A 19370-nucleotide genomic window follows, 5' to 3' on the forward strand; every position below is an offset into this window, starting at 1 on the left:
GCATGAAAAGCTATTTTGCCGTATCGTAGGGGTTTCCGGAGCGTGAATGGAGTACGCGTGAGCTTTCCCGAATTTCGCCGAGCAGTTCGCGGCTACGACCCCGATGAGGTCAGCCGCTTTGTTGGCGAGCTCCAAAGTAAAATCGACAAGCTCGAACAGGAGCAGTCCGAGCACGCCCGAGACGCCCAACGCCTGAGCCGCGAACTCCAGGAAGCCAACGAGCGGGCAGGTCGGGCCAAGCCCAGCTTCGCCGAACTGGGCTCCGCCTTCGAAGAAACCCTCCGCCTCGCCGAAGCCCAGTCCCAGAAAATCGTTCAGGAAGCCTCCGCCGAGGCGACCGATGTCTTGGCAAACGCCCGCAGCGAATCCACCAAGATGCGCGAAGACGCCGCCAAAGAGTCGCGTAAGACCGTCTCTGAAGCACAACGGTCCGCCGAGGATCTGCGCCTGGAGAGCGAGCGCGAAGCCGCTCAGTTGCGTCAGCAGGCCGCGGATGAAATCGCAAAAGCGACCAACACCCGCACCCGCGCAGAGCGCGCCGCGGCGACGATGATCAGCCAGGCGGAAAAACAGGTTTCCGAAATTAAAGCCGAAGCCTCCCGCCAGGTGGAGCAGCTCAAACGCGAAGCCTCCGAATTGCTCCACGCCGCACAAGAGCGCGCTGTGGCAACAGACGCCTCAATTCGCCAGCAAATCGACGATGCAGAGCGCGCCCGCGCGACCATCCACGAGGAAGCCGACGAATACGCGCAGAAGGCCTACCAGCAGGCAGACCTGCACGTGCAAAACGCGGCCAAGCGGGCCACCGATCTCGGCCAAGAAGCAGACCAGGTTCTCAAAGCGTCGCAGCTTCGCGCTGATGACCTCACCAAGGAGGCGCGAAACTACGCCGAGCGCCTCATCTCCGAAACCGTGTCCCGTTCGCGCGGTATTGCCCGCGACACCGAAGATCTGGTCAATTCGATGGTCAGCGATGCCGAGAGTCACATGAGCGACCTGCGTCGTCAGCAGGCGATGCTCGATGAGTACGTGCAGAAGATGCGCAGTGCTGCCAGCGAGGTCGATCTCGAAATCACCAGCCTTCAGCCGCCAAACTTGGAAGACATGAAGCCGATTTCCCCTCAAGCTCCCTCGGAGTCGAGCACTCCCGACGAGTCTGAAGAAGTACTCGACGCCGTTGAAGTTCCCCTCGAGGAATCCCGCGACAAGAAGTAGGCTGCGGGTTCTCCCCGTGGGTTCGGTCCGGCTCGGCCCGGCTCGGTACTGCCGCGCTGGTCGAAGGGCCGCAAAATGGTTTGGTTGACTGTGTGACCGATGACAGTGTGAGGAGAGCGAATTGCCCGGAGAGAACCTGACCCGCAAAGAGGCAAAATCTCGCGCCAGGGACCTGACTACTCGGTCCTACGTGCTGGATATCGATCTCTCCCAGGCGCACTCCTCGGATACTTTCCGCACACGAGCCACAATCCGTTTTCTGGCGACGTCTGGGCGTTCCACCTTCATCGACGCGCTCGCACATTCGGTTCACGCAGTGAGCCTCAACGGTCGTGAATTGGCTGTCGACGAAGTCTTTGACGGCTCCCGGATCGCCCTCGAGGGCCTGGACCACGAAAATGAACTGTTTATCGACGCGGACTTTTCTTACACCAACACCGGCGAGGGGCTACACAAATTTGTCGACCCGGTCGACGCTGAGGTGTACCTGTACAGCCAATTTGAGGTCCCCGATTCGAGGCGTGTCTTTCCCGTCTTTGAACAGCCCGACCTCAAAGCCACTTTTGAATTCCGGGTGCACACACCACTCGGCTGGACGGTCGTGAGCAATCAGGCGACACCCTCAGCGCTCGAACACGACGATTCGCTGGTGTTTTCGTTCTCGCCCACCCCGAGAATATCCAGTTACATCACCGCCCTCATTGCCGGCCCGTACCAGGTGGTCCGCGATGAACTCACGAGCGCAAACGGCAAGGTCGTCCCGCTGGGGATTTATGCCCGCCAGTCGCTGTTTGCCTACCTCGACGCGGACTACCTCTTCGACATCACGAAAAAAGGCTTCGCCTACTTCGAAGAAAAGTTCTCTTACCCGTATCCATTCGACAAGTACGACCAGCTGTTCGTGCCGGAGTTCAACGCGGGGGCAATGGAAAACGCCGGTGCGGTGACCTTTACCGAAAACTACGTCTTTCGGGGTGATGTATCGGATGCGATGCGCGAGCGCCGCGTCGTCACCGTCCTCCACGAGCTCGCCCACATGTGGTTTGGTGACCTGGTCACCATGCGCTGGTGGAATGACCTGTGGCTCAATGAGTCATTTGCCGAGTGGGCCTCCACCATTGCCACTGCGGAGGCGACCGAGTGGACGGAGGCGTGGACAACATTCCAAGCGATGGAAAAAAATTGGGCTTACCGACAGGATCAACTGCCCTCCACCCACCCCATCGTCGCCACCATCAACGACTTAGAAGACGTCCAAGTGAACTTCGACGGAATCACCTACGCCAAAGGCGGCTCCGTGCTGAAACAGCTCGCCGCCTGGGTCGGACGAGACGCCTTCTTCCAGGGTGTCTCGAACTATTTCCAGAAACACGCCTGGCTCAACACCGAACTACGCGACCTGTTGGCAGAACTCGAAGTGACTAGTGGTCGCGAACTCTCCAGCTGGTCCAAAAAGTGGTTGGAAACTGCCGGAGTGAACACTCTTCGTCCCGAACTGAGCGTCGATGCTGAGGGACTCATCACGTCGTTCGCGATTATCCAGAGCGCCCCGGAGGACTGGCCCACTCTGCGCCCGCACCGCCTGGCAATCGGTATCTACTCGGATACCGCACATGCGGTGGAGCGGGTCCACCGCATCGAGTGCGACGTCGACGGAGCGCGCACGGACATTCCAGAACTCATCGGTGTCCCGCGCGGCGACATGATTATCATCAACGATGACGACCTCGCCTACGCCAAAATCCGTCTCGATCAGGACTCTGAATCGTTCGCTCGAGAGAATTTGAGCAGCATTTCGTCTCCACTGGCGCGCTCCCTGGTGTGGTCCGCGACCTGGGATGCCACCCGCGATGGCGAAATGGCCGCCCGGGACTTCCGCCGGTTGATTCTGGCCAACATCGAGACCGAAACCGAAAGCACCACGATTCGCACCGTCCTCGGACAGTTGCGAATCGTCAGCACGGTGTATGCCGATCCGGCGACGGTGTCGGGGGCTCAGCGTGAGGTGGCCGACCGGCTCTGGGAAATGACCCTCGCCGCGACACCGGGCAGTGATAACCAGTTCCAGTTCCTGAAGGCCTTCGCCCAGATGGCCACCAGCGCGGAGCACGCCGACATTCTCCGCGCCCTTCGATCGGGATCGACCGTGCTGCCCGAGCGACCTCTCGACACCGACCTGCACTGGGACGTGCTCGGTGGGTTGGTGCTACTCGGCGAAGCGGGTGCGGACGATATCGAAGCGCAGCGCGATGGTGACAACACGTCCAACGGGCACCAGGCCGCCGCGCGCCTCCACGCCATGATTCCGAGCGCAGAGGCAAAAGCTGACACCTTCCACAGGCTGATCACCGATGACACGGTGCCCAACGCCCTGGTGCGCGCCGCGACGCTTGGCTACACCCACGTCGGTGACCCCTCGGTGTTGGCCGACCTGGTGACGACCTATTTCGATGCGTTGGACACCATCTGGGAATCCCGCAGCTACAAAATGGCCGAATACCTGGTCGAGGGGCTGTTCCCGAGCCCGCTGGCCTCGGCGGCTTTGGAAGACGCCTGCGTGAAATGGCTCAACGAACACGAGGGCCCCGCCGCTCTTCGCCGAATGGTCGAAGAGAACCTGGCCGGTGTGATCAGGGCCCGTAAGGCCCAGCAACGCGATCTCTCCGCGGCCTGAACCCGTGCTGGCGTGGCGCCGTTAGCATGGGGCCATGGATGATGAAGAACCTCAGTGGTGGAGTGTTGTAGTCGACTTTTTTGGCGATAACGAGCGGATTGCGCAAATTGTCTTCACCCTCATCGGTGGCGCCATCGCCCTGGTGTTGCTGCGGATTGCCATCAGTCGCATCGTGAACCGCGTGGTCACCGATGTGAAAAAACGCCACGGGGTCGAAGACACCCAAGCCCTCACGATGAGCCCGGTGGAGGCGATGCGCCAGGTGCAACGCACCAGGACCCTCGGGTCGGTGCTGAACTCTTTCGCCGGGTGGCTCGTCGGCATCGTGGTCGTCTTAATGGTGTTGGCCGAGGCGGGAGTCTCGGTAACACCCCTGATCGCCAGTGCCGGAATTGTGGGCGCGGCGATTGGTTTCGGTGCCCAGTCGCTGGTGCGTGATGTCCTCAACGGCCTGTTTATGGTGTTTGAAGACCAGTTGGGTGTGGGCGACGTGGTCAATGTCGGTGAAGTCTCCGGAGTGGTGGAGCGCTTAGGGGTTCGGGTCACAGAAATTCGGGACGTCGATGGGACCCTGTGGTTTGTCAGAAACGGCGAAATTATTCGCGTCGGTAACTACAGCCAAGACTGGGCGCGAGTGGTGGTCGATATCCCTATCCCCTACGAATCGGATGTCTCTGAAGTCCAAGACCGGCTATTTGAGACGGCGACGGCGTTTAGCCAGCACGCCGACTGGCGCCGAAAAGTCCTCGCGGAGCCAGAAATTTGGGGCATCGAGTCCATTTCCGCCGAAGCGCTGGTGGTCCGCATGGTGGTCAAGGTTCGAGGAGGCGAACAGTGGGCCGCGAAACGCGCGCTGCACGCCTGGATCAAGAAAGCCCTCGACCGCGAGGGTATCGACCTTCCCCCGCTCAATCGTATGGTTCTCGACGGCATTCAAGGCGTCCGTAGCGCTACCAAGCCCGCCGCTTCCAAAGCAGCCGAGAATCCGGAGTGAGGCGATGAGTGACGCGGTGAGTGACGATTCGGGCGAGGTTGCCCCATCGTTTTATGAACAGGTCGGGGGTCATGCCACCTTTGACACACTGGTCCGCCGCTTTTACGAGGGGGTCACCAGCGACCCGGTGCTCTCGCCGATGTATCCCCCGGAGGATATCGAGGGAGCCATCTGGCGACTTCGATCCTTCCTGGAACAGTATTGGGGCGGACCCACGACGTATTCAGAGCAGCGTGGCCACCCGCGACTTCGAATGCGCCACCAGCCCTTTAAAGTCAACCCCGAGGCGAAGCGGCGGTGGTTAGCCCACATGGAAGTCGCGGTCGATGAGTTGGAGCTCTCCCCGCTCCACCGCGCCACACTCTGGGACTATTTGGAGCGGGCGGCGCTCAGTATGGTCAACACCTTCGAGGATTAGTCGTTGGGGTCTGGTTCACCGAGTTCTTCGGGTTCACTCTTGGCTTTGACGAGGACGTACCCGTGGTGGGAGCTCAGGCGCACCCAGTAACCCGACGTGTGGACGGCGAGCGAGCGCTGTTCCAACAACCCCAGGGCGTCGGCGGCGAAGCCGGCCGCCCAGGGGATGGACTTTTTGTGGGGAATGGGTTGTCCCCACACTTCAGAGCGCACCTTCTGCAATACCGATTCGCCCACCGAATCGGGTATTGCTTCGGATATCGCCTCAATTCCTTTTTTCGCCACGTCCTTCAGCAGCGACGAGGTAATGCCCATGCGCCGCTTCCACCCCTCTCTGGGTGGGGTCATCGCCGGCCATTGGATAGAGGGCGCTGCGGTGGGAAGCTCCACCTCGACAGGGGTGTGACCCGTCTGTGTGGCGCCCTGTCGAGATTCGGCGTGAGCGATCGCCTGTTCGATTCGGTGGACCATCGACTCGATGGGAACCACGTGGTCAAAGTGCTGGTCGGCGGGGATTTCGGCGACCCGCAAGCCCAACACCGTCGGGGTCTGATCGAGTAGGCCTCGGGGCATCAACACGCCCACATAGCACTGGGCGTAGCCATCGCCGGCGACGATTCTGGTGTTCCCGTCAATAATTCTTCGGGCGCGACCGAGGAAACTCTGGATGTCGCGGGCCACTGTGGTGGATGTCAGGGTGAGGGTCGTGCTCATCTGGTACCTCTCCCCCGTGGCTTAGACCACGGGGTGTGGCTCGAGTTAGTCGCGGGTGAGTTTGCGGTAGGTCGAGCGGTGTGGTGTGGCGGCTTCGGGCCCCAAGCGCTCAATTTTGTTCTCTTCGTAGGCTTCGAAGTTTCCTTCGAACCAGTACCAGCTCGACGGGTTTTCTTCAGTGCCCTCGTAGGCGAGGATGTGGGTGGCGACGCGGTCGAGAAACCACCGGTCGTGGGTGATGACCACGGCACAGCCGGGAAACTCCAGGAGGGCGTTTTCTAGGCTGGAGAGGGTCTCCACATCGAGGTCGTTGGTCGGCTCATCGAGCAGCAGCAGGTTGCCCCCCTGTTTGAGGGTAAGCGCCAAGTTCAGACGGTTTCGCTCGCCGCCGGAGAGCACTCCCGCTTTTTTCTGCTGGTCGGGGCCTTTGAACCCAAAACTGGAGACGTAGGCGCGAGACGGGATTTCCACATTTCCGACCTGAATGATGTCGAGACCTTCAGAGACCACTTCCCACAGGCTCTTATTGGGGTCAATGCCCGAGCGACCCTGATCGACGTAGCTGATTTTGACGCTGTCGCCGATGTTGAGTTCACCGCCATCGAGGGGCTCTAGTCCCACGATGGTTTTAAACAGCGTGGACTTACCGACACCGTTGGGTCCAATAATTCCGACAATCCCGTTCCGGGGAAGGCTAAAGCTCAGTCCATCGATGAGCACCCGATCGCCAAAGCCCTTTTCCAGGTCGGTCGCTTCCAAGACCATGGACCCGAGACGCGGACCCGGCGGTATCTGAATTTCCTCGAAGTCGAGCTTTTTGGTGCGCTCTGCTTCGTCCGCCATTTCTTCGTAGCGGGTGAGTCGCGCTTTGGACTTTGCCTGGCGGCCCTTCTGGTTACTGCGCACCCAGTCGAGTTCTTCAGCCAGGCGCTTCGCGAGTTTCTGATCTTTTTTGCCCTGGACCTGGAGACGCTCGGCTTTCTTTTCCAAATACGTCGTGTAGTTACCCTCGTAGGGGTAGAGGCGTCCGCGGTCGACCTCGGCGATCCACTGGGCCACGTGATCTAAGAAGTAGCGGTCGTGTGTAATGGCAATCACCGCACCGTGATACTTCGACAGGTGCTGCTCCAACCACAGCACGCTCTCGGCATCGAGGTGGTTCGTGGGCTCATCGAGAAGCAAGAGGTCAGGTTTTTCCAGCAACAGCTTGCACAGCGCCACGCGACGTTTTTCACCACCGGAGAGGTGGGTCACGGGCTCATCGGAGGGCGGGCAGCGAAGGGCGTCTAGCGCCTGCTCCAACTGCGAGTCGAGGTCCCAGGCATCGGCCGCGTCGATGGCTTCCTGCAGCGTGCCCATTTCAGCCATCAACGCGTCAAAATCGGCATCCGGGTTGGCCATTTCGGCAGAAATCTCGTTAAACCGCTCCACTTTGGAGTAGATCTCCCGAACGCCGTCTCGGACGTTTTCGATCACCGTCTTGGCTTCATCCAGTTCGGGCTCTTGCATCAAGATGCCGACGCTGTAGCCGGGACTCAGGGTGGCGTCGCCGTTGCTGGGCTCATCGAGGCCCGCCATGATTTTGAGAATCGTCGATTTACCGGCCCCGTTGGGGCCCACCATGCCAATCTTCGCTCCGGGGTAGAACGACATGGTGACATCGTCGAGGATGACCTTGTCTCCCACCGTTTTACGGGCTTTGATCATGGTGTAAACGAATTCGGCCATAGGTATCAGTCTAGAGTTTCAGGCTGGAGCACAAGACAGGTTCCATCGGGGAGGATTGGGAGGACCTCCACGGCCAACCACTCGTCGGTGTACTGACCCACTAGGCACTCGCCGTCGAAGACCACCGCCAACGCCACCGAGTCGGCGGGCAGCGCAATTTGTGAGTTTTCCGGAGTCACCTCAATGTCGCCGGTCTCAAAACCCGCGTCGATGAGGGCATCGACTAACTCTGTGGCGGGCACTGGGCCGGCTCCGGCCCCGCTGCGAGACAGCGTGTACTCAAAATATGACAGGTTGGCCGCGGCGGAGAGTTCGGGGTAGAACTCGGCGACCTCTTCGCCTTCTGCGGCCACACCGCCGGGTGTCGCGGGGTCACTCTGGTCGGTCTCGACGTTGGTCGCGCCGGCCCCCTCGGTCTCGATTCCTGCTGGCTGGTCGCCACCGACGCAGCCGGAGAGGACGAGCAGAATCCCACTGGCCGCGAGAACCCCTGCGACACTGTGCACCCTGCTCGTCCTCTCCGTAGCCAAAAACCTCAGTCTAGAGTGAGCCTTTCCCCTCGAGCGGGCGATCACACCCGCTCGAGGGAGTCCTCGTCCTCGCGATCGTCTGCGGGCCGGGTGTTCTTGGAGTATTCGGTCGTTCCCCAGAGTAAATCGTGGCCGAGAGAATCCGCTTCGATTTCCACTGCGGTTCCCTGGGAACTGTCGTTTTCCCATTCGCGCACCCGAAGCCTGCCGGCGACGACCACCCGGTCGCCCTTGTGAATACTGTGCTGGGCGTTGTGAGCCAGCTGTCGAAAAGCCACCACCGTGAACCAGTTGGTCTCGACATCCACCCATTTGTTTTCTGTCGAATCAAAGCGCCGACGGTTGGCCGCCAATCGAAAGCTGGTGATGGCGAGACCTTCGGCGGTGGTGACGTGACGCGGCGTGGTGGCCACAACTCCTGCGGTGCTCATTGTGCTCATTGGTGTCTCCTGTCTCTGTCGGTGTAGCGCCCGTGTGGGCAGGCCTACCGTGACAGCAGCCGCGCGGGAGTACTCATCTCCTCCCGGGAAGGGGGAGATTAACTGAGCCCGCCCACCGTGTGGACAGATGGGTCTACAAGGCTTAGCGCTGGAGGTATTCCTCGAAGCTTTGGCGCACCTTCTTCACCTTGGGGGCCGCCACCGCCAAGCAGTAGCCCTGGGTGGGGTTTTTCGCAAAAAAGTCTTGGTGGTAGTCCTCGGCCTGGTAAAACGGCCCCAGCGGGGAGACCTCGGTGACCACATCGCCCTCCCACATGTCGGCAGCGCGCTCCCGAGCTGATTCAAACAGCGCCCGCTCTTCCTCGTCGTGGTAAAACATCGCCGAGCGGTACTGGGTACCGACATCGGCTCCCTGGCGATTGAGCTGGCGCGGGTCGTGGATGGTGAAAAAAACGTCCAAAATCACGTCGGAGGGGATGACCTCTGGGTCAAACGACACCGCGACCGCCTCAGCGTGGCCGGTTTGGCCGGTACACACCGACTCGTATGTGGGGGTATCCGACTCTCCCCCGGTGTAACCAGAGATCACTTCGTGAACACCCCGGAGAACCCGGTAAGCCGCGTCAAGACACCAAAAACAGCCGCCGGCGAGCACGTAAGTTCTCATAATGTAAGGATACAAAACTCCCCTGCCAAAACGCCGAAAGGTCGAATCGACTCGTGCGCGAGGGGGCTTCCCGCGGTGTGTCATGCTGGTGGGTGTGAACCTGCGTAGTGGCGTGATTCGATAACCCGTGGGTTACCTCTACGCCTTCACGGCGGCCTTCCTTTTTGGCGCGAACGGAAGTGTCACCAAAGTGATGATGGAAGCCGGTTTCACCGCGCTCCAAGTGACCCAATTACGCGTCCTCGGCTCCGCATTAATCGCGGGACTGGTGCTACTTATCCTCGACCGGCGTTCCTTTCGCGTGCTACCCAACCAGTGGGTGCCGATCCTCGCGATGGGCATTTTTGGCGTGGCGGTGCTCCAGGCCGCCTACGCGACAGCCGTGTTACTCCTCCCGGTGGGCATCGCACTGTTGTTGGAATATCTCGCGGTCCCATTCGTCGCCGTCTTTGCCCTGGTCGTCTTTAAGGAGCGTGTGCGCACCCGCATTTGGGTGGCGATCGGTTTAGTGATCGGGGGTCTTATCCTCGTCGCGCAAATTTGGGCCGCGAATCTCAATGTCTTCGGAGTTCTCGCCGGGTTAGTCTCCGCACTCGGTTTGACCATCTACCTCCTGGTCGGCGAGCGCCAGCTCGAAACGATCTCCCCGCTTGCGCTGATGTTTTGGGTGATGACGATCGGAAGCGTGTTTTGGGCGTTTTTCTCCGGGTGGTGGAACATCGACCCCGCACTGCTTTTCGAGTCTGTGTCACTATCGGGCAACCTATCCGGATTCTCGGCACCGATGTGGGGACTGCTGGTCTGGAACGTCGTGATGGGGTCCTTCATTACCTACCTGATGAGCCTCGAGTCCATTCGACTACTCTCGGCCACGCCCGCCGGCATTGCGACCACCAGCGAAGTGGCCTTCGCCTTCCTGGTCGCATGGTTGTGGCTCAATGAGACGCTCAATACCGCGCAGCTGGCAGGAGCGATCCTGGTCGTCATCGGAATTTCCGTCGCACAAACCGCGCGTCGAGAAGCCGTACCCGTCTACGCCGACTTGGCCATAGAAACCGGCCCCATTGTTCTGCCAGAGTGGTTACACGACGAATACGACAAAGAACACAACCCCGAAAGCCCCTCACAGCCAAAGGACGGCCCCTCGTGAAAGCGATCTTCACCCCACTAGTCATCGGCACTCTCATTGCCGCCGCCCTCAACTCGGTGATTTTCCTCGTGGCAGCCGAACTCTTCGGTGAAGCCTTCGTGGTGGACCCTGATGGTGTCGGCGGAGAGCCCAGCATGGCCGTCCCCGCGATGTTGCCCGCCGTATTCACGGTCTTTCAAGCCATCGTCGGTGGTGTCATCGTGGCGGCTATCGCCCTGGCCACAAAGACCCCCAAATACACGTGGCGCTTTGTCACCCTGGTGGGCCTCTCACTCAGCCTTGTTCCCACCGCGTTCGCCTCGCTCGGTGTCGCCTCCACATTCTTGTGGCTCTCGGGTATGCACCTCGTGGCGGGGGCCATCGTGATTCCCCTAATCGAGCGAGTACTCCCGGCGCAGAAGAACGGGAGCACACCGAACGCAGAATCCGATTCCCCGACCAAAAAAGGCTCTGCTGAGAAAGGATCTGCGGAAAAAGGATCTGCTGAGAAAGGCTCTGCCACAAAAGATTCTGCCCAACAAGACCCGGCCAAGAAGGCCCCGGGTGCGTCGGCCGAGGGTTCCCCCTCCGACACCTCGCTCTAGGGCCACTTCGACACGACGATGAGCAGTCGAATCACCCTGCCCGGCACCGCCCTCGAGGTGTCGTCGCTGTGTTTCGGGGCCAACGTCTTTGGCTGGTCTATTCACGAACAACGCGCTGCCAACGCGCTGTTGGACCACCTCTTTGCCCAGGGGGTCAACTTTTTTGATTCCGCGGACATGTATGTCCAGTGGCACCCCGGAAACCGCGGCGGCGAATCCGAGCTCATGTTGGGCCAGTGGCTTCGAGACTCCCGTATCGCCCGCGACGAGGTCGTGATCGCCACCAAAGTGGGCAAAATGACCAGTCGTCCGGGACTCAGCCCCGAAAACATCCGACTGGCAGCAGACGAATCCTTGGCCCGCCTCGGCATCGACACCATCGACCTCTACTACGCGCACTTCGATGACCAGACGGTTCCCCTCGAGGACACTCTGGGAGCGTTTAGCGAACTGATCGACCAGGGCAAAGTCTCCTACATCGCCGCGTCGAACTACAGCCCAGAGAGGCTCCAGGAAGCCCACGCCATTTCTCGTCGCCTCGCCATCCCGGGCTATATCGCCGTGCAAAATCACTACAACCTCGTCTACCGTGACGAGTACGAAGCCGGCATGGCCGACTACGTCGAATCCCACCAGCTCGCGGGACTGCCCTACTTTTCCCTCGCCAGTGGTTTCCTCACCGGAAAATACAGCAGGCAATCACAGCCCGAGAGCCCCCGTGTCCAACGCGTGACCGACACCTACTTTTCTGCCAGAAACTTCGACACGCTCGATCGACTCCACGCTGTCGCCCACCGCCACGGTGTCGAACCGGCGTCCGTGGCCCTCGAGTGGTTGCGCCAGCAACCGGGAGTGAGCGCCCCCATTGCCAGCGCCAGTCACATCGATCAGGTCACGCCGCTCTTGCAGCGCGTTCAGCTCACCCCAGAGGATCTCGCCGCCCTCGACAATGCCCCCGTTTAGGCTTTATCGCTACAGCACATGCGCGACGCAGACGCATCCTCACCCCTACTGGCGCCCTCGGCAGGAATCGAACCTGCGGCCAAAAGATTAGAAGTCTTCTGCTCTATCCGCTGAGCTACGAGGGCAAAACCTTGCCTCCTCAGTGTACAGGCGGGTAAATCCTGGATTTTCCGGCCGCAATCGCCCGCGTGTTACTCACGTCTGCAGGGCTACACATCTGACTACGACACTCGGCCTCTCGAGACCATGCAATCCTGCGCCCAGAGCATCTGCGAAGGTTTGGGTTGCCGATCCGAGCCGCTCAGCACGCGCCTGCGCCTCGTGGCACAGGCAATCAGCGACTTCCGGTCGCTGACCCAACCACACGATCAGAGATTGTTTCTGCGCGACCCCCCGAGCACCGGTGATACTCGATGGGACGCTCTACTCGCCGGTGTGGCGGCCAGAGAGGCGAGGCGAGCCGGTATGCCCATCCCCCTGTGGACAACTGACGACTGGCGTTTTCTCGAGAGGCCATGGTTTCCTACAGAGACCCTGGGTCTTAGAGCAATCGCATTTGAAGCCTCCCCCGCCGATTATGCGATTCGACACGTCTACGTTGATCCAGCCGAATTGGACTCTGTGTGATGCCGGAGGGCTTTACTCGGGAAAAGATTGTGGCCGCCCTGGAAGAACTCGGTCGGCGCCTCGAACAGCGAGACAGCTCGGCGCCCGGTCTGCGACACCACGGACCTCAATCAGTTATCAGGTGACAATCGCTTTTCACCCAGCTGATGGATGTCGAGAAGGTCTTGTTCCCGCCCAGAGGCCTCCTTCATGCGAATGAGATCGTCGTAGCCAACAACCCATACCGACACTCCCCCGGCATCCGCCTGGCGCGCCCGAGAGCGCATCTGGTCGTATTCGACCGCCCCAGGAACGTCATTGAGGAAATCGAGAGGACCCGCATCAGTGTCCATCGTGAAAGATGCCCCGTTTTCTAGAGTCTGTGGGTTGGTGGGGTCGATGCCGAGCTTCTCAGCATCAACACCGCGTAGTCGGGCGTTTAGCTCCGAGAGAGCTGCCGCCAAGCGAACCATATTCTCTCGGTCAAGGCGTGCGATGAAGTCGATATCAGCCGTTGCACGGACGTATCCGTGAGCGATGACAGCCCAGGCGCCGATGGTGAGGTAGTCCACCCCATGTCGATCGAGCGTCTCAAAAATCCGAGCAGGATCGAAAGTGGTCACTGGACGGCCTTACCCGCGAGTTGAGAAGCGAACGCACACAGAGCGAAGGCCTGCTCGAGTCGCCGACCAGCCTCCACAGCGAAGTCTCTGTCCTCGTCAGTCATTTTCACCCTTTCAGGATACTTGCACGCCCTTCGTTGTGCTTAGCCCTCACACCCAGCCATTTAGGCCTCACGTTGTGACTGTTGCCATCAACGCCGGCTCAGAAAACAACCACACCCTGGCCAGTGTCCCCGCCATAAACCCACTACCGGCGGTTGTCCCCACCGACGACTGCGTCAGGACGAACGACGACTTGGCCCTCGTCGGTTTCCAGCACACCCTCGTCCCGGTCGGCGCTGACATTGATCACCCAGTCGGGGCCCTCGACAACCACACTGCCTGCCTCTGGCAGGCCCGTCACCGAGACGCCCTCACCGAGACACCCTGGGGCAGTCCTACAGACGTGGCAAGGAACTGACCGACGCTCAGTGGAATAGTGCGACGGAGTAACAACCTGCCCGATGAGCCCGCGCACATTCACCTCACCACCTGGCTTTCCCCTACCACCTGGCAGTGAGCATCCATAAGGGCACCAGTGAGCATTCAGTCAGGCAGGAAAAATTTGGTGAATTACACTGCGACGATGGTGACCTACTTCGCCGACTCGGAAACTGCACCCCGAGTAGCACTTCCTCCCACAAAGCTCTCACCGGTGGCCCAACTGGCCCTTTGGCTTCTCGCCGGCAGCGTCGTCACGTTCGCGTCGGCTGCCCTACTGGGAGGTGTGCAGCCAGCGACCTTCATCGTCTCTGGCGTCGGGTACGCAGCGTCAGCAGGCTTTGCGCTGTGGTTGTTTCGCCGAGGATTTCCCCACCCCACACTGGGGGCAGGCAACCTGGTCACGCTCGGGCGGATGGCGCTGATCATCAGCCTTCTGGCCGCTCTTTTTGGACCGGTACACCCGTGGCTGGTGGTGGCGGTGGCCAGTGTGGCGCTGGCTCTGGATGGCTTCGACGGCTGGTTGGCCAGGCGAAATGATCGGGTCTCTCGCTTCGGTGAGACCCTCGATATGGAGGTCGACTCGGCATTCACGGTGATCCTCGCGGCGAGCGCGCTCGTCGCGGGAACCATCGGACCGGTGGTCTTCTTGCTCGTCCTCCCCCGCTATGTCTTTGTCGCCGCGTCGTGGCTCTTGCCGTGGCTGGCCGCGTCCCTACCGGAGAGCATGACGCGCAAAGTGATCTGTGTGGTTCAGGTCATTGCGCTGATCGCCCTGCAGGTGCCCGGATTACTCGGCATCTTCAGCACAGCATTGGTGTTGACTGTCGGTGCCGCCCTGCTCTGGTCGTTTGGCCGAGACGTGCTGTGGTTGTGGCGCCGACGACCATAAGACCTGCGGCCGCGGCGGTAGGTCAAGATGGAGTGATGGACACCAGTCGCCGCCGGGGCATTCTTTTCGTGGCCCAGGTCGCCGTGGCACTGGGTCTTCTCGCCCTCGTCTGGCGCGTTGTCGATGGCGGTGAAGCCCTCCGACTCCTCGCCGATGCCCACATCGGCTGGGCTCTCGCCGCGGTGTTCACCCTCAGCCTCCAAATTGTCCTCTCTGCTCTTCGCTGGCGCATTACCGCCGCCCAATTGGGAATTACGCTCTCCGCCAGGACCGCAATCAAGGAGTATTACCTCTCCCAAATCATCAATCAGAGCCTGCCCGGTGGGGTTCTAGGCGACGCCGGCCGGGCCGTTCGGGCCAAAAGCCAGGCCGGCCTGCTGGCCTCCGGGCAGGCCGTTGTGCTCGAGCGCCTCGCAGGACAACTGGGCCTGCTGCTGGTACTGGCGGTGGCCTTTAGCGTCACCCTGAGCGTCCCCGGTGGCCTCTCCTGGCCGGGCTGGCTCGCCTGGAGTGTGGCGGGACTGTTGGCCCTGGCCGTCTTGTTGCCCTTCCTCCTCGCCGCCTCCGCGCGTCTTCTCCCCCCGCGCGCGAGGGACTTTCTCATCGCACTCGGTGAGACCGCACGACACGCCCTTACCGCGCGCAATGTGTGGGGAGCCCAGCTGGCCCTCGGCCTCGCGACGGCACTGACCAATATCGCCGGAGTCGTGTGGTGCGCGAGAGCACTCGGCATCGATCTGCCATTTGGCGTGGCCATGGCCATCGTCCCGCTCATCCTCTTCACCATGCTGATCCCGATCACGGTGAGTGGATGGGGGCTTCGAGAAGGGGCTGCCGTGGTGACCTTTCCGCTGGCGGGCTTAAGCGCCACCGAGGGGCTTGCCACCAGTGTCGCCTTCGGTGTGGTGCTGATCATCATTGCCCTCCCCGGTCTCTGGTTTCTTCGCCCCAGCGCCCATCAGGTGAAGAGATGACTCCCCCCGCTTCGACACCCAGCACCGCGCAGCACATCGTGTTCGCCATTCCGGGTGATCTCGATACCCCAACGGGCGGTTATGTCTATGACCGCCGGGTGATCCACGAGCTTCGAGAACGAGGCGTCGGCGTGACCCACCTGGAGTGGGGCTCATCATTTCCCCACCCCAGCGCACACGACACTGCCGAAGCGATTGCGCAACTATCCGCCATCGATGACCTCCGGGTTGTCTTAATCGACGGCTTAGCGTTGGGGGCTTTGGAGCCCGCCCCGTTCGCCGCCGCGCTCGCGGTGACCAACACCCCAGTGGTCGCCCTCATCCACCACCCCTTGGCCCTCGAGGGACACCTGGATGATGCTCGCCGCGATGAGCTTTTTCGCATCGAACGAGAAAACCTCGCCCGCTGCGCGCGGGTGATCACCACCAGTGCGGCAACGGCGAAAGTGCTGGTCGATGAGTACGCGGTGCCCACCAGTCAGATCACGGTCGCGAGACCCGGTACGGATCGGCCTCACTACGAAACACTGCCTGGTAGTCCTCCGCTCATTGTCTCCGTCGGGAGCCAGTCGCCGAGAAAAGGCCACGATGTCCTACTCCGGGCCCTGGGTGAGATCACCTCGCTGCCGTGGCAGGCGGTAATTGCCGGATCGGCACGCGACGAGGCCCACAGCCTCGCGCTACACCGGCTAATAGAGGAGCTGGGTCTCGCTCAGCGCGTGCGGGTGGAGGGCGGACTCAGCACGACAGAGCTCCACGAGCTCTACTCCCGCGCCAGTGTGTTCGCCCTCGCCACCCGCTTCGAGGGCTACGGCATGGTCTTTGACGAGGCGATGGCCTTCGGTTTGCCCATCGTCAGCTGCGCGGTCGGCGCAGTACCCGACACGGTGGCGCCCGGGGCCGGCATACTCGTCCCCGCGGATGACCCAGAAGCATTTTCGGCAGCCCTGCGCCGGGTGTTGACCGACGAAGACCAACGACGGGCGATGGCCACCGCCTCCCACCAGGCGGGGTTGGCCCTTCCCCGCTGGTCGGATACTGCCCGGATCATCGCCGGAGTGTTGGATGAGGCCCAGCGCGAGAGAATGGGGTGGTGAGCAATCCGACCAGTGCACCAGGGCACGCCTTCACAGACGACCTGGCGTTAGCCGAATCGGCCGCCCGCGAAGCGGGCGAGTTGTTACTGGGTCACTGGAGGGCGCGCGGGGAGCTCACCGTGTCGACAAAGCGCTCCGGGGACTTTGTCAGCGATGCCGATCTCGCCGCAGAGGCCCACCTCAAAGGGGTCCTTCTCCGCCAGCGACCCTCAGACGGTTGGCTCGGTGAAGAAGGCGACCACGCCAGTGGCCACCGCGCCCGCGCTGGGGGACGGAGGTGGATTGTTGACCCCCTCGATGGCACCACTAATTTTCTCCGCGGTATTGCCCACTGGGCGGTGTCGGTCGCCCTCGACGTCGACGGCGAGCACCAACTGGGAGTCGTCCACGATCCGGTGAAGAACGAAACCTTCGTCGCCGCAGTCGGTCACGGGGCGACTCTTAATGGTGTCGCGATCAGGCATTCGGACACCCCACAGCTCGACCAGGCGTTGTGGGGAACGGGGATTCCCTTCGGTCAGATGGCTCACATCGACGACCACGCCGCCGATATCAGCCGACTACTGCCCCACTGTGCGGGGGTGCGGCGGATGGGGGCCGCCGCACTCGACCTGGCCTACGTCGCCGCGGGTCGACTGGATGGTTTTTGGGAGCGCGCGCTACAGCCCTGGGACATCGCCGCGGGACTGGTCATCATGCGAGAGGCCGGAGTTGTGGTGGAGGGCTGGCATCAGCACGAGCGGCCCGAAGACACCGGGTCGGTCATTGCCGCCACACCCGAGTTGTTCGCTGACTTCGCCGGTCACCTTCGAGACACCGCCGCCAACGAGGGCGCAGGCGAGGGCACAGGCTAGGGCGCCTGGTTCCTGGCGAAGAGATCCCCGGAGCCACTCTCTGGCGGCAACGAGTGCAACCACTCTTTTGTGGCCTCGGCGCTTTTCCACTCGGCCCAGGCAAACTGCCCCGTCTCGCCGATGACGGGGTTGAATCGGTAGTCGCCGAGTTCCATTAATCGGTCGACCAGGACGAGGCTGAGCTGGGGAAAGCCGGGGAGAAATTCCACCGAAATCAGCTCGATGGGCGTTGAGAGGCCGGCGAGTACTTCCTCTTCAAACCCCTCGACGTCGATTTTGATGTAGCGGGGTGTGCCGTGCTCGGCGATCACGCTGTCGAGGGTGACCACGGCGACTTCTTGGCTGTCATTCCAGCTCACCTGCTCAAAGCCGGCCACGCTCGCCGCATCGGCCACAAAATCGGTGCGCAGCGATGACACGGTGGGGTGGCGAGAAGACACCGCCAGCTGGCCGGTGGCTTCGCTGCCGCCCGCTGCGGCGTTAATCAACACCATGTCCCGCGGCAGTGTGGCGCGGAGGAAAGCGGTGAAAGGATGCTGCGGCTCGAGGGCGATGACCCGCGCTCCCACCGAGCGCATCGCCCGCGCCCGGGTCCCCAAATGAGCACCCACATCGATGACCACATCTCCGGGGGTGAGCAGGGTGCGATAGAACCGGCGCCAGGCGCGGATGATGAAGGGGTTCAGATACACCACGAGCGAGCGGGAAAACCCCCACCAGCGCGCGACGCGCTGGCTGTTGGTCTCTTTCTCCACGGTGGGTAGCCTAGGACAGTGGCCTTGAGGCGAAATGACTGAGCGCGACGTGGCGGCGAGCGCGCTGTGGTGCGTGGGGCCGCAGCACGCCGAATTGCGCGAGGCTGACCTCGGTGAGGGGGTTCTCGTCGAGACTCTCTATTCGGGTATCAGTCGGGGAACAGAGCGCCTGGTCTTTGGTGGTGCTGTGCCAGAGAGTGAGTTTGTGCGCATGCGAGGCCCCGCACAGGAGGGCGATTTCCCCTTCCCCGTCAAATACGGCTATAGCGCCGTCGGCGCTGTGGCGGAGGGTGAGAGGACTGGCCAGCTCGTCTTTGCCCTCCACCCCCACCAAACATCGTTTCGACTTCCCGAGCACATGCTCACCCCTCTTCCCGACGCTCTTCCCGCCGAGCGGGCTGTACTCGCGGCCAACATGGAAACGGCGCTGAACATCCTGTGGGATAGCAATGCGGGAGCGGGCGATCGGATCGGCGTTGTGGGGGCGGGAGTAGTCGGTGCCCTGGTGGGGTACCTGGCCGCGAAGTTACCCGGATCTGAGGTCACACTGGTCGATACGAATCAGGACCGCGCCGCGCTCGCTCACACACTGGGCTGCCACTTTGCCAGCCCGGCCGATGCGCTGGAGTCGTGCGACGTCGTCGTGCACACGTCCGCGAGCCAAGCGGGCCTGCACACGGCGCTCGCGCTGGCGGGACAAGAGGCGACCGTGGTCGAAGCAAGCTGGCACGGTAGTGCCCTGGTCGAGGTGCCCTTGGGGGGAGCCTTTCACAGTAAACGCCTGAAGCTGGTGAGTTCCCAAGTCGGTCAACTCCCGACGAGTCGCACCCCCCGGTGGAATCACGCCAGGCGACTGACGATGGCGCTAGAGCTTCTGCGCGACCCGATTCTCGATACGTTGATTACCGGCGAGAGCACATTGTCCCAATTGCCAGGCGAGTACGGCACTATTTTGAACGACCCCGCCACCCTGTGCCACCGAGTGGCCTACCCCACCTCCTGAGGAGAAATCG

At 61.7% G+C, this 19370-nt stretch carries 20 protein-coding genes and 1 tRNA gene; 12 read left to right on the top strand and 9 right to left on the bottom strand.

Features of this window, described 5'->3' with window-relative positions; all coding sequences use genetic code 11:
- The first annotated feature begins 57 nt into the window (after positions 1-57).
- The 4 genes from RI518_RS00565 to RI518_RS00580 all read left to right on the top strand — a co-directional run bounded on the left by RI518_RS00565 (position 58) and on the right by RI518_RS00580 (position 5301).
- Positions 58-1215 (top strand): DivIVA domain-containing protein, encoded by a 1158-nt coding sequence (locus RI518_RS00565; RefSeq protein ID WP_310671153.1) that lies wholly within the window; start codon positions 58-60, stop codon positions 1213-1215.
- A 121-nt stretch (positions 1216-1336) separates the two neighbouring features.
- Complete coding sequence (gene pepN / locus RI518_RS00570; protein ID WP_310689113.1) at positions 1337-3889, top strand: aminopeptidase N; 2553 nt, start codon at positions 1337-1339, stop codon at positions 3887-3889.
- Positions 3890-3923: 34 nt separating this feature from the next.
- Entirely contained in the window at positions 3924-4883 is a 960-nt protein-coding gene (locus tag RI518_RS00575; RefSeq protein WP_310689114.1) for a mechanosensitive ion channel family protein, read from the top strand.
- Between the two features lie 4 nt (positions 4884-4887).
- Positions 4888-5301, top strand: a complete 414-nt coding sequence (locus RI518_RS00580; protein ID WP_310689115.1) for a globin — start codon at positions 4888-4890, stop codon at positions 5299-5301.
- Here RI518_RS00580 and RI518_RS00585 read toward each other — a convergent pair.
- From RI518_RS00585 to msrA, 5 genes are all read right to left on the bottom strand, one after another.
- Positions 5298-6014, bottom strand: coding sequence for a hypothetical protein (locus RI518_RS00585; RefSeq protein ID WP_310689116.1), 717 nt, complete (start codon positions 6012-6014; stop codon positions 5298-5300). The genes RI518_RS00580 and RI518_RS00585 overlap by 4 nt on opposite strands.
- 45 nt (positions 6015-6059) lie before the next feature.
- Complete coding sequence (gene ettA, locus RI518_RS00590) at positions 6060-7742, bottom strand: energy-dependent translational throttle protein EttA (RefSeq protein ID WP_310689117.1); 1683 nt, start codon at positions 7740-7742, stop codon at positions 6060-6062.
- Positions 7743-7747: 5 nt separating this feature from the next.
- On the bottom strand, positions 7748-8248 hold the full coding sequence (locus RI518_RS00595; RefSeq protein WP_310671146.1) for a DUF6993 domain-containing protein: 501 nt from the start codon (positions 8246-8248) through the stop codon (positions 7748-7750).
- A 65-nt stretch (positions 8249-8313) separates the two neighbouring features.
- Positions 8314-8712 carry a single-stranded DNA-binding protein gene (locus RI518_RS00600; protein ID WP_310689118.1) on the bottom strand — a complete coding sequence of 133 codons (399 nt, stop codon included), beginning with the start codon at positions 8710-8712 and terminating at the stop codon, positions 8314-8316.
- A gap of 142 nt (positions 8713-8854) precedes the next feature.
- Positions 8855-9379 (bottom strand): peptide-methionine (S)-S-oxide reductase MsrA, encoded by a 525-nt coding sequence (gene msrA, locus RI518_RS00605; protein WP_310689119.1) that lies wholly within the window; start codon positions 9377-9379, stop codon positions 8855-8857.
- Between the two features lie 127 nt (positions 9380-9506).
- Between msrA and RI518_RS00610 the strand changes: the two genes are divergently transcribed.
- Genes RI518_RS00610 through RI518_RS00620 form a run of 3 tightly spaced genes read left to right on the top strand, consistent with a single transcriptional unit; the run spans position 9507 to position 12076 of the window.
- Positions 9507-10529 (top strand): DMT family transporter, encoded by a 1023-nt coding sequence (locus RI518_RS00610; RefSeq protein ID WP_310671141.1) that lies wholly within the window; start codon positions 9507-9509, stop codon positions 10527-10529.
- Complete coding sequence (locus tag RI518_RS00615) at positions 10526-11113, top strand: DUF6069 family protein (RefSeq protein ID WP_310689120.1); 588 nt, start codon at positions 10526-10528, stop codon at positions 11111-11113. The genes RI518_RS00610 and RI518_RS00615 overlap by 4 nt, the downstream gene beginning before the upstream one ends.
- An 18-nt stretch (positions 11114-11131) precedes the next feature.
- Complete coding sequence (locus RI518_RS00620; protein ID WP_310689121.1) at positions 11132-12076, top strand: aldo/keto reductase; 945 nt, start codon at positions 11132-11134, stop codon at positions 12074-12076.
- 49 nt (positions 12077-12125) lie between these two features.
- Here RI518_RS00620 and RI518_RS00625 read toward each other — a convergent pair.
- From RI518_RS00625 to RI518_RS00635, 3 genes are all read right to left on the bottom strand, one after another.
- Positions 12126-12201 (bottom strand) — tRNA-Arg (locus RI518_RS00625).
- A gap of 612 nt (positions 12202-12813) precedes the next feature.
- A complete protein-coding gene (locus tag RI518_RS00630; RefSeq protein WP_310689122.1) occupies positions 12814-13305 on the bottom strand; it encodes a DUF6036 family nucleotidyltransferase in 492 nt (163 codons plus the stop codon).
- A gap of 247 nt (positions 13306-13552) precedes the next feature.
- On the bottom strand, positions 13553-13708 hold the full coding sequence (locus RI518_RS00635; protein ID WP_310689123.1) for a hypothetical protein: 156 nt from the start codon (positions 13706-13708) through the stop codon (positions 13553-13555).
- Positions 13709-13930: 222 nt separating this feature from the next.
- Here RI518_RS00635 and RI518_RS00640 point away from each other — a divergent pair, with 222 nt between their 5' ends.
- From RI518_RS00640 to RI518_RS00655, 4 genes are read left to right on the top strand one after another with little or no spacing between them, the layout of a single operon-like run.
- On the top strand, positions 13931-14677 hold the full coding sequence (locus tag RI518_RS00640; RefSeq protein WP_310672371.1) for a CDP-alcohol phosphatidyltransferase family protein: 747 nt from the start codon (positions 13931-13933) through the stop codon (positions 14675-14677).
- A 35-nt stretch (positions 14678-14712) separates the two neighbouring features.
- Positions 14713-15651 carry a lysylphosphatidylglycerol synthase transmembrane domain-containing protein gene (locus tag RI518_RS00645; protein ID WP_310672372.1) on the top strand — a complete coding sequence of 313 codons (939 nt, stop codon included), beginning with the start codon at positions 14713-14715 and terminating at the stop codon, positions 15649-15651.
- Positions 15648-16748, top strand: coding sequence for a glycosyltransferase family 4 protein (locus tag RI518_RS00650; protein WP_310689124.1), 1101 nt, complete (start codon positions 15648-15650; stop codon positions 16746-16748). The genes RI518_RS00645 and RI518_RS00650 overlap by 4 nt, the downstream gene beginning before the upstream one ends.
- Complete coding sequence (locus RI518_RS00655) at positions 16745-17602, top strand: inositol monophosphatase family protein (RefSeq protein WP_310689125.1); 858 nt, start codon at positions 16745-16747, stop codon at positions 17600-17602. Before RI518_RS00650 ends, RI518_RS00655 begins: the two co-directional genes overlap by 4 nt.
- Here the strand turns inward: RI518_RS00655 and RI518_RS00660 are convergent.
- Entirely contained in the window at positions 17599-18357 is a 759-nt protein-coding gene (locus RI518_RS00660) for an FkbM family methyltransferase (protein WP_310689126.1), read from the bottom strand. The two genes, RI518_RS00655 and RI518_RS00660, sit on opposite strands and share 4 nt — an antisense overlap.
- Before the next feature lie 34 nt (positions 18358-18391).
- Here RI518_RS00660 and RI518_RS00665 point away from each other — a divergent pair, with 34 nt between their 5' ends.
- Positions 18392-19360 carry a zinc-binding alcohol dehydrogenase gene (locus RI518_RS00665; protein WP_310689127.1) on the top strand — a complete coding sequence of 323 codons (969 nt, stop codon included), beginning with the start codon at positions 18392-18394 and terminating at the stop codon, positions 19358-19360.
- Positions 19361-19370: the final 10 nt, after the last annotated feature.

The sequence above is a fragment of the Pontimonas sp. genome (genome assembly GCF_031581085.1).
Lineage (GTDB): Bacteria > Actinomycetota > Actinomycetes > Actinomycetales > Microbacteriaceae > Pontimonas.

Excerpts from the sequence above, each read along its gene's own strand:
- RI518_RS00620 (WP_310689121.1), top strand. The coding sequence starts at position 11,132 with ATGAGCAGTCGAATCACCCTGCCCGGCACCGCCCTCGAGGTGTCGTCG.
- RI518_RS00575 (WP_310689114.1), top strand. The coding sequence starts at position 3,924 with ATGGATGATGAAGAACCTCAGTGGTGGAGTGTTGTAGTCGACTTTTTT.
- RI518_RS00665 (WP_310689127.1), top strand. The coding sequence starts at position 18,392 with ATGACTGAGCGCGACGTGGCGGCGAGCGCGCTGTGGTGCGTGGGGCCG.
- RI518_RS00645 (WP_310672372.1), top strand. The coding sequence starts at position 14,713 with ATGGACACCAGTCGCCGCCGGGGCATTCTTTTCGTGGCCCAGGTCGCC.
- RI518_RS00585 (WP_310689116.1), bottom strand. The coding sequence starts at position 6,014 with ATGAGCACGACCCTCACCCTGACATCCACCACAGTGGCCCGCGACATC.
- msrA (WP_310689119.1), bottom strand. The coding sequence starts at position 9,379 with ATGAGAACTTACGTGCTCGCCGGCGGCTGTTTTTGGTGTCTTGACGCG.
- ettA (WP_310689117.1), bottom strand. The coding sequence starts at position 7,742 with ATGGCCGAATTCGTTTACACCATGATCAAAGCCCGTAAAACGGTGGGA.
- RI518_RS00600 (WP_310689118.1), bottom strand. The coding sequence starts at position 8,712 with ATGAGCACAATGAGCACCGCAGGAGTTGTGGCCACCACGCCGCGTCAC.
- RI518_RS00580 (WP_310689115.1), top strand. The coding sequence starts at position 4,888 with ATGAGTGACGCGGTGAGTGACGATTCGGGCGAGGTTGCCCCATCGTTT.
- RI518_RS00650 (WP_310689124.1), top strand. The coding sequence starts at position 15,648 with ATGACTCCCCCCGCTTCGACACCCAGCACCGCGCAGCACATCGTGTTC.
- RI518_RS00640 (WP_310672371.1), top strand. The coding sequence starts at position 13,931 with ATGGTGACCTACTTCGCCGACTCGGAAACTGCACCCCGAGTAGCACTT.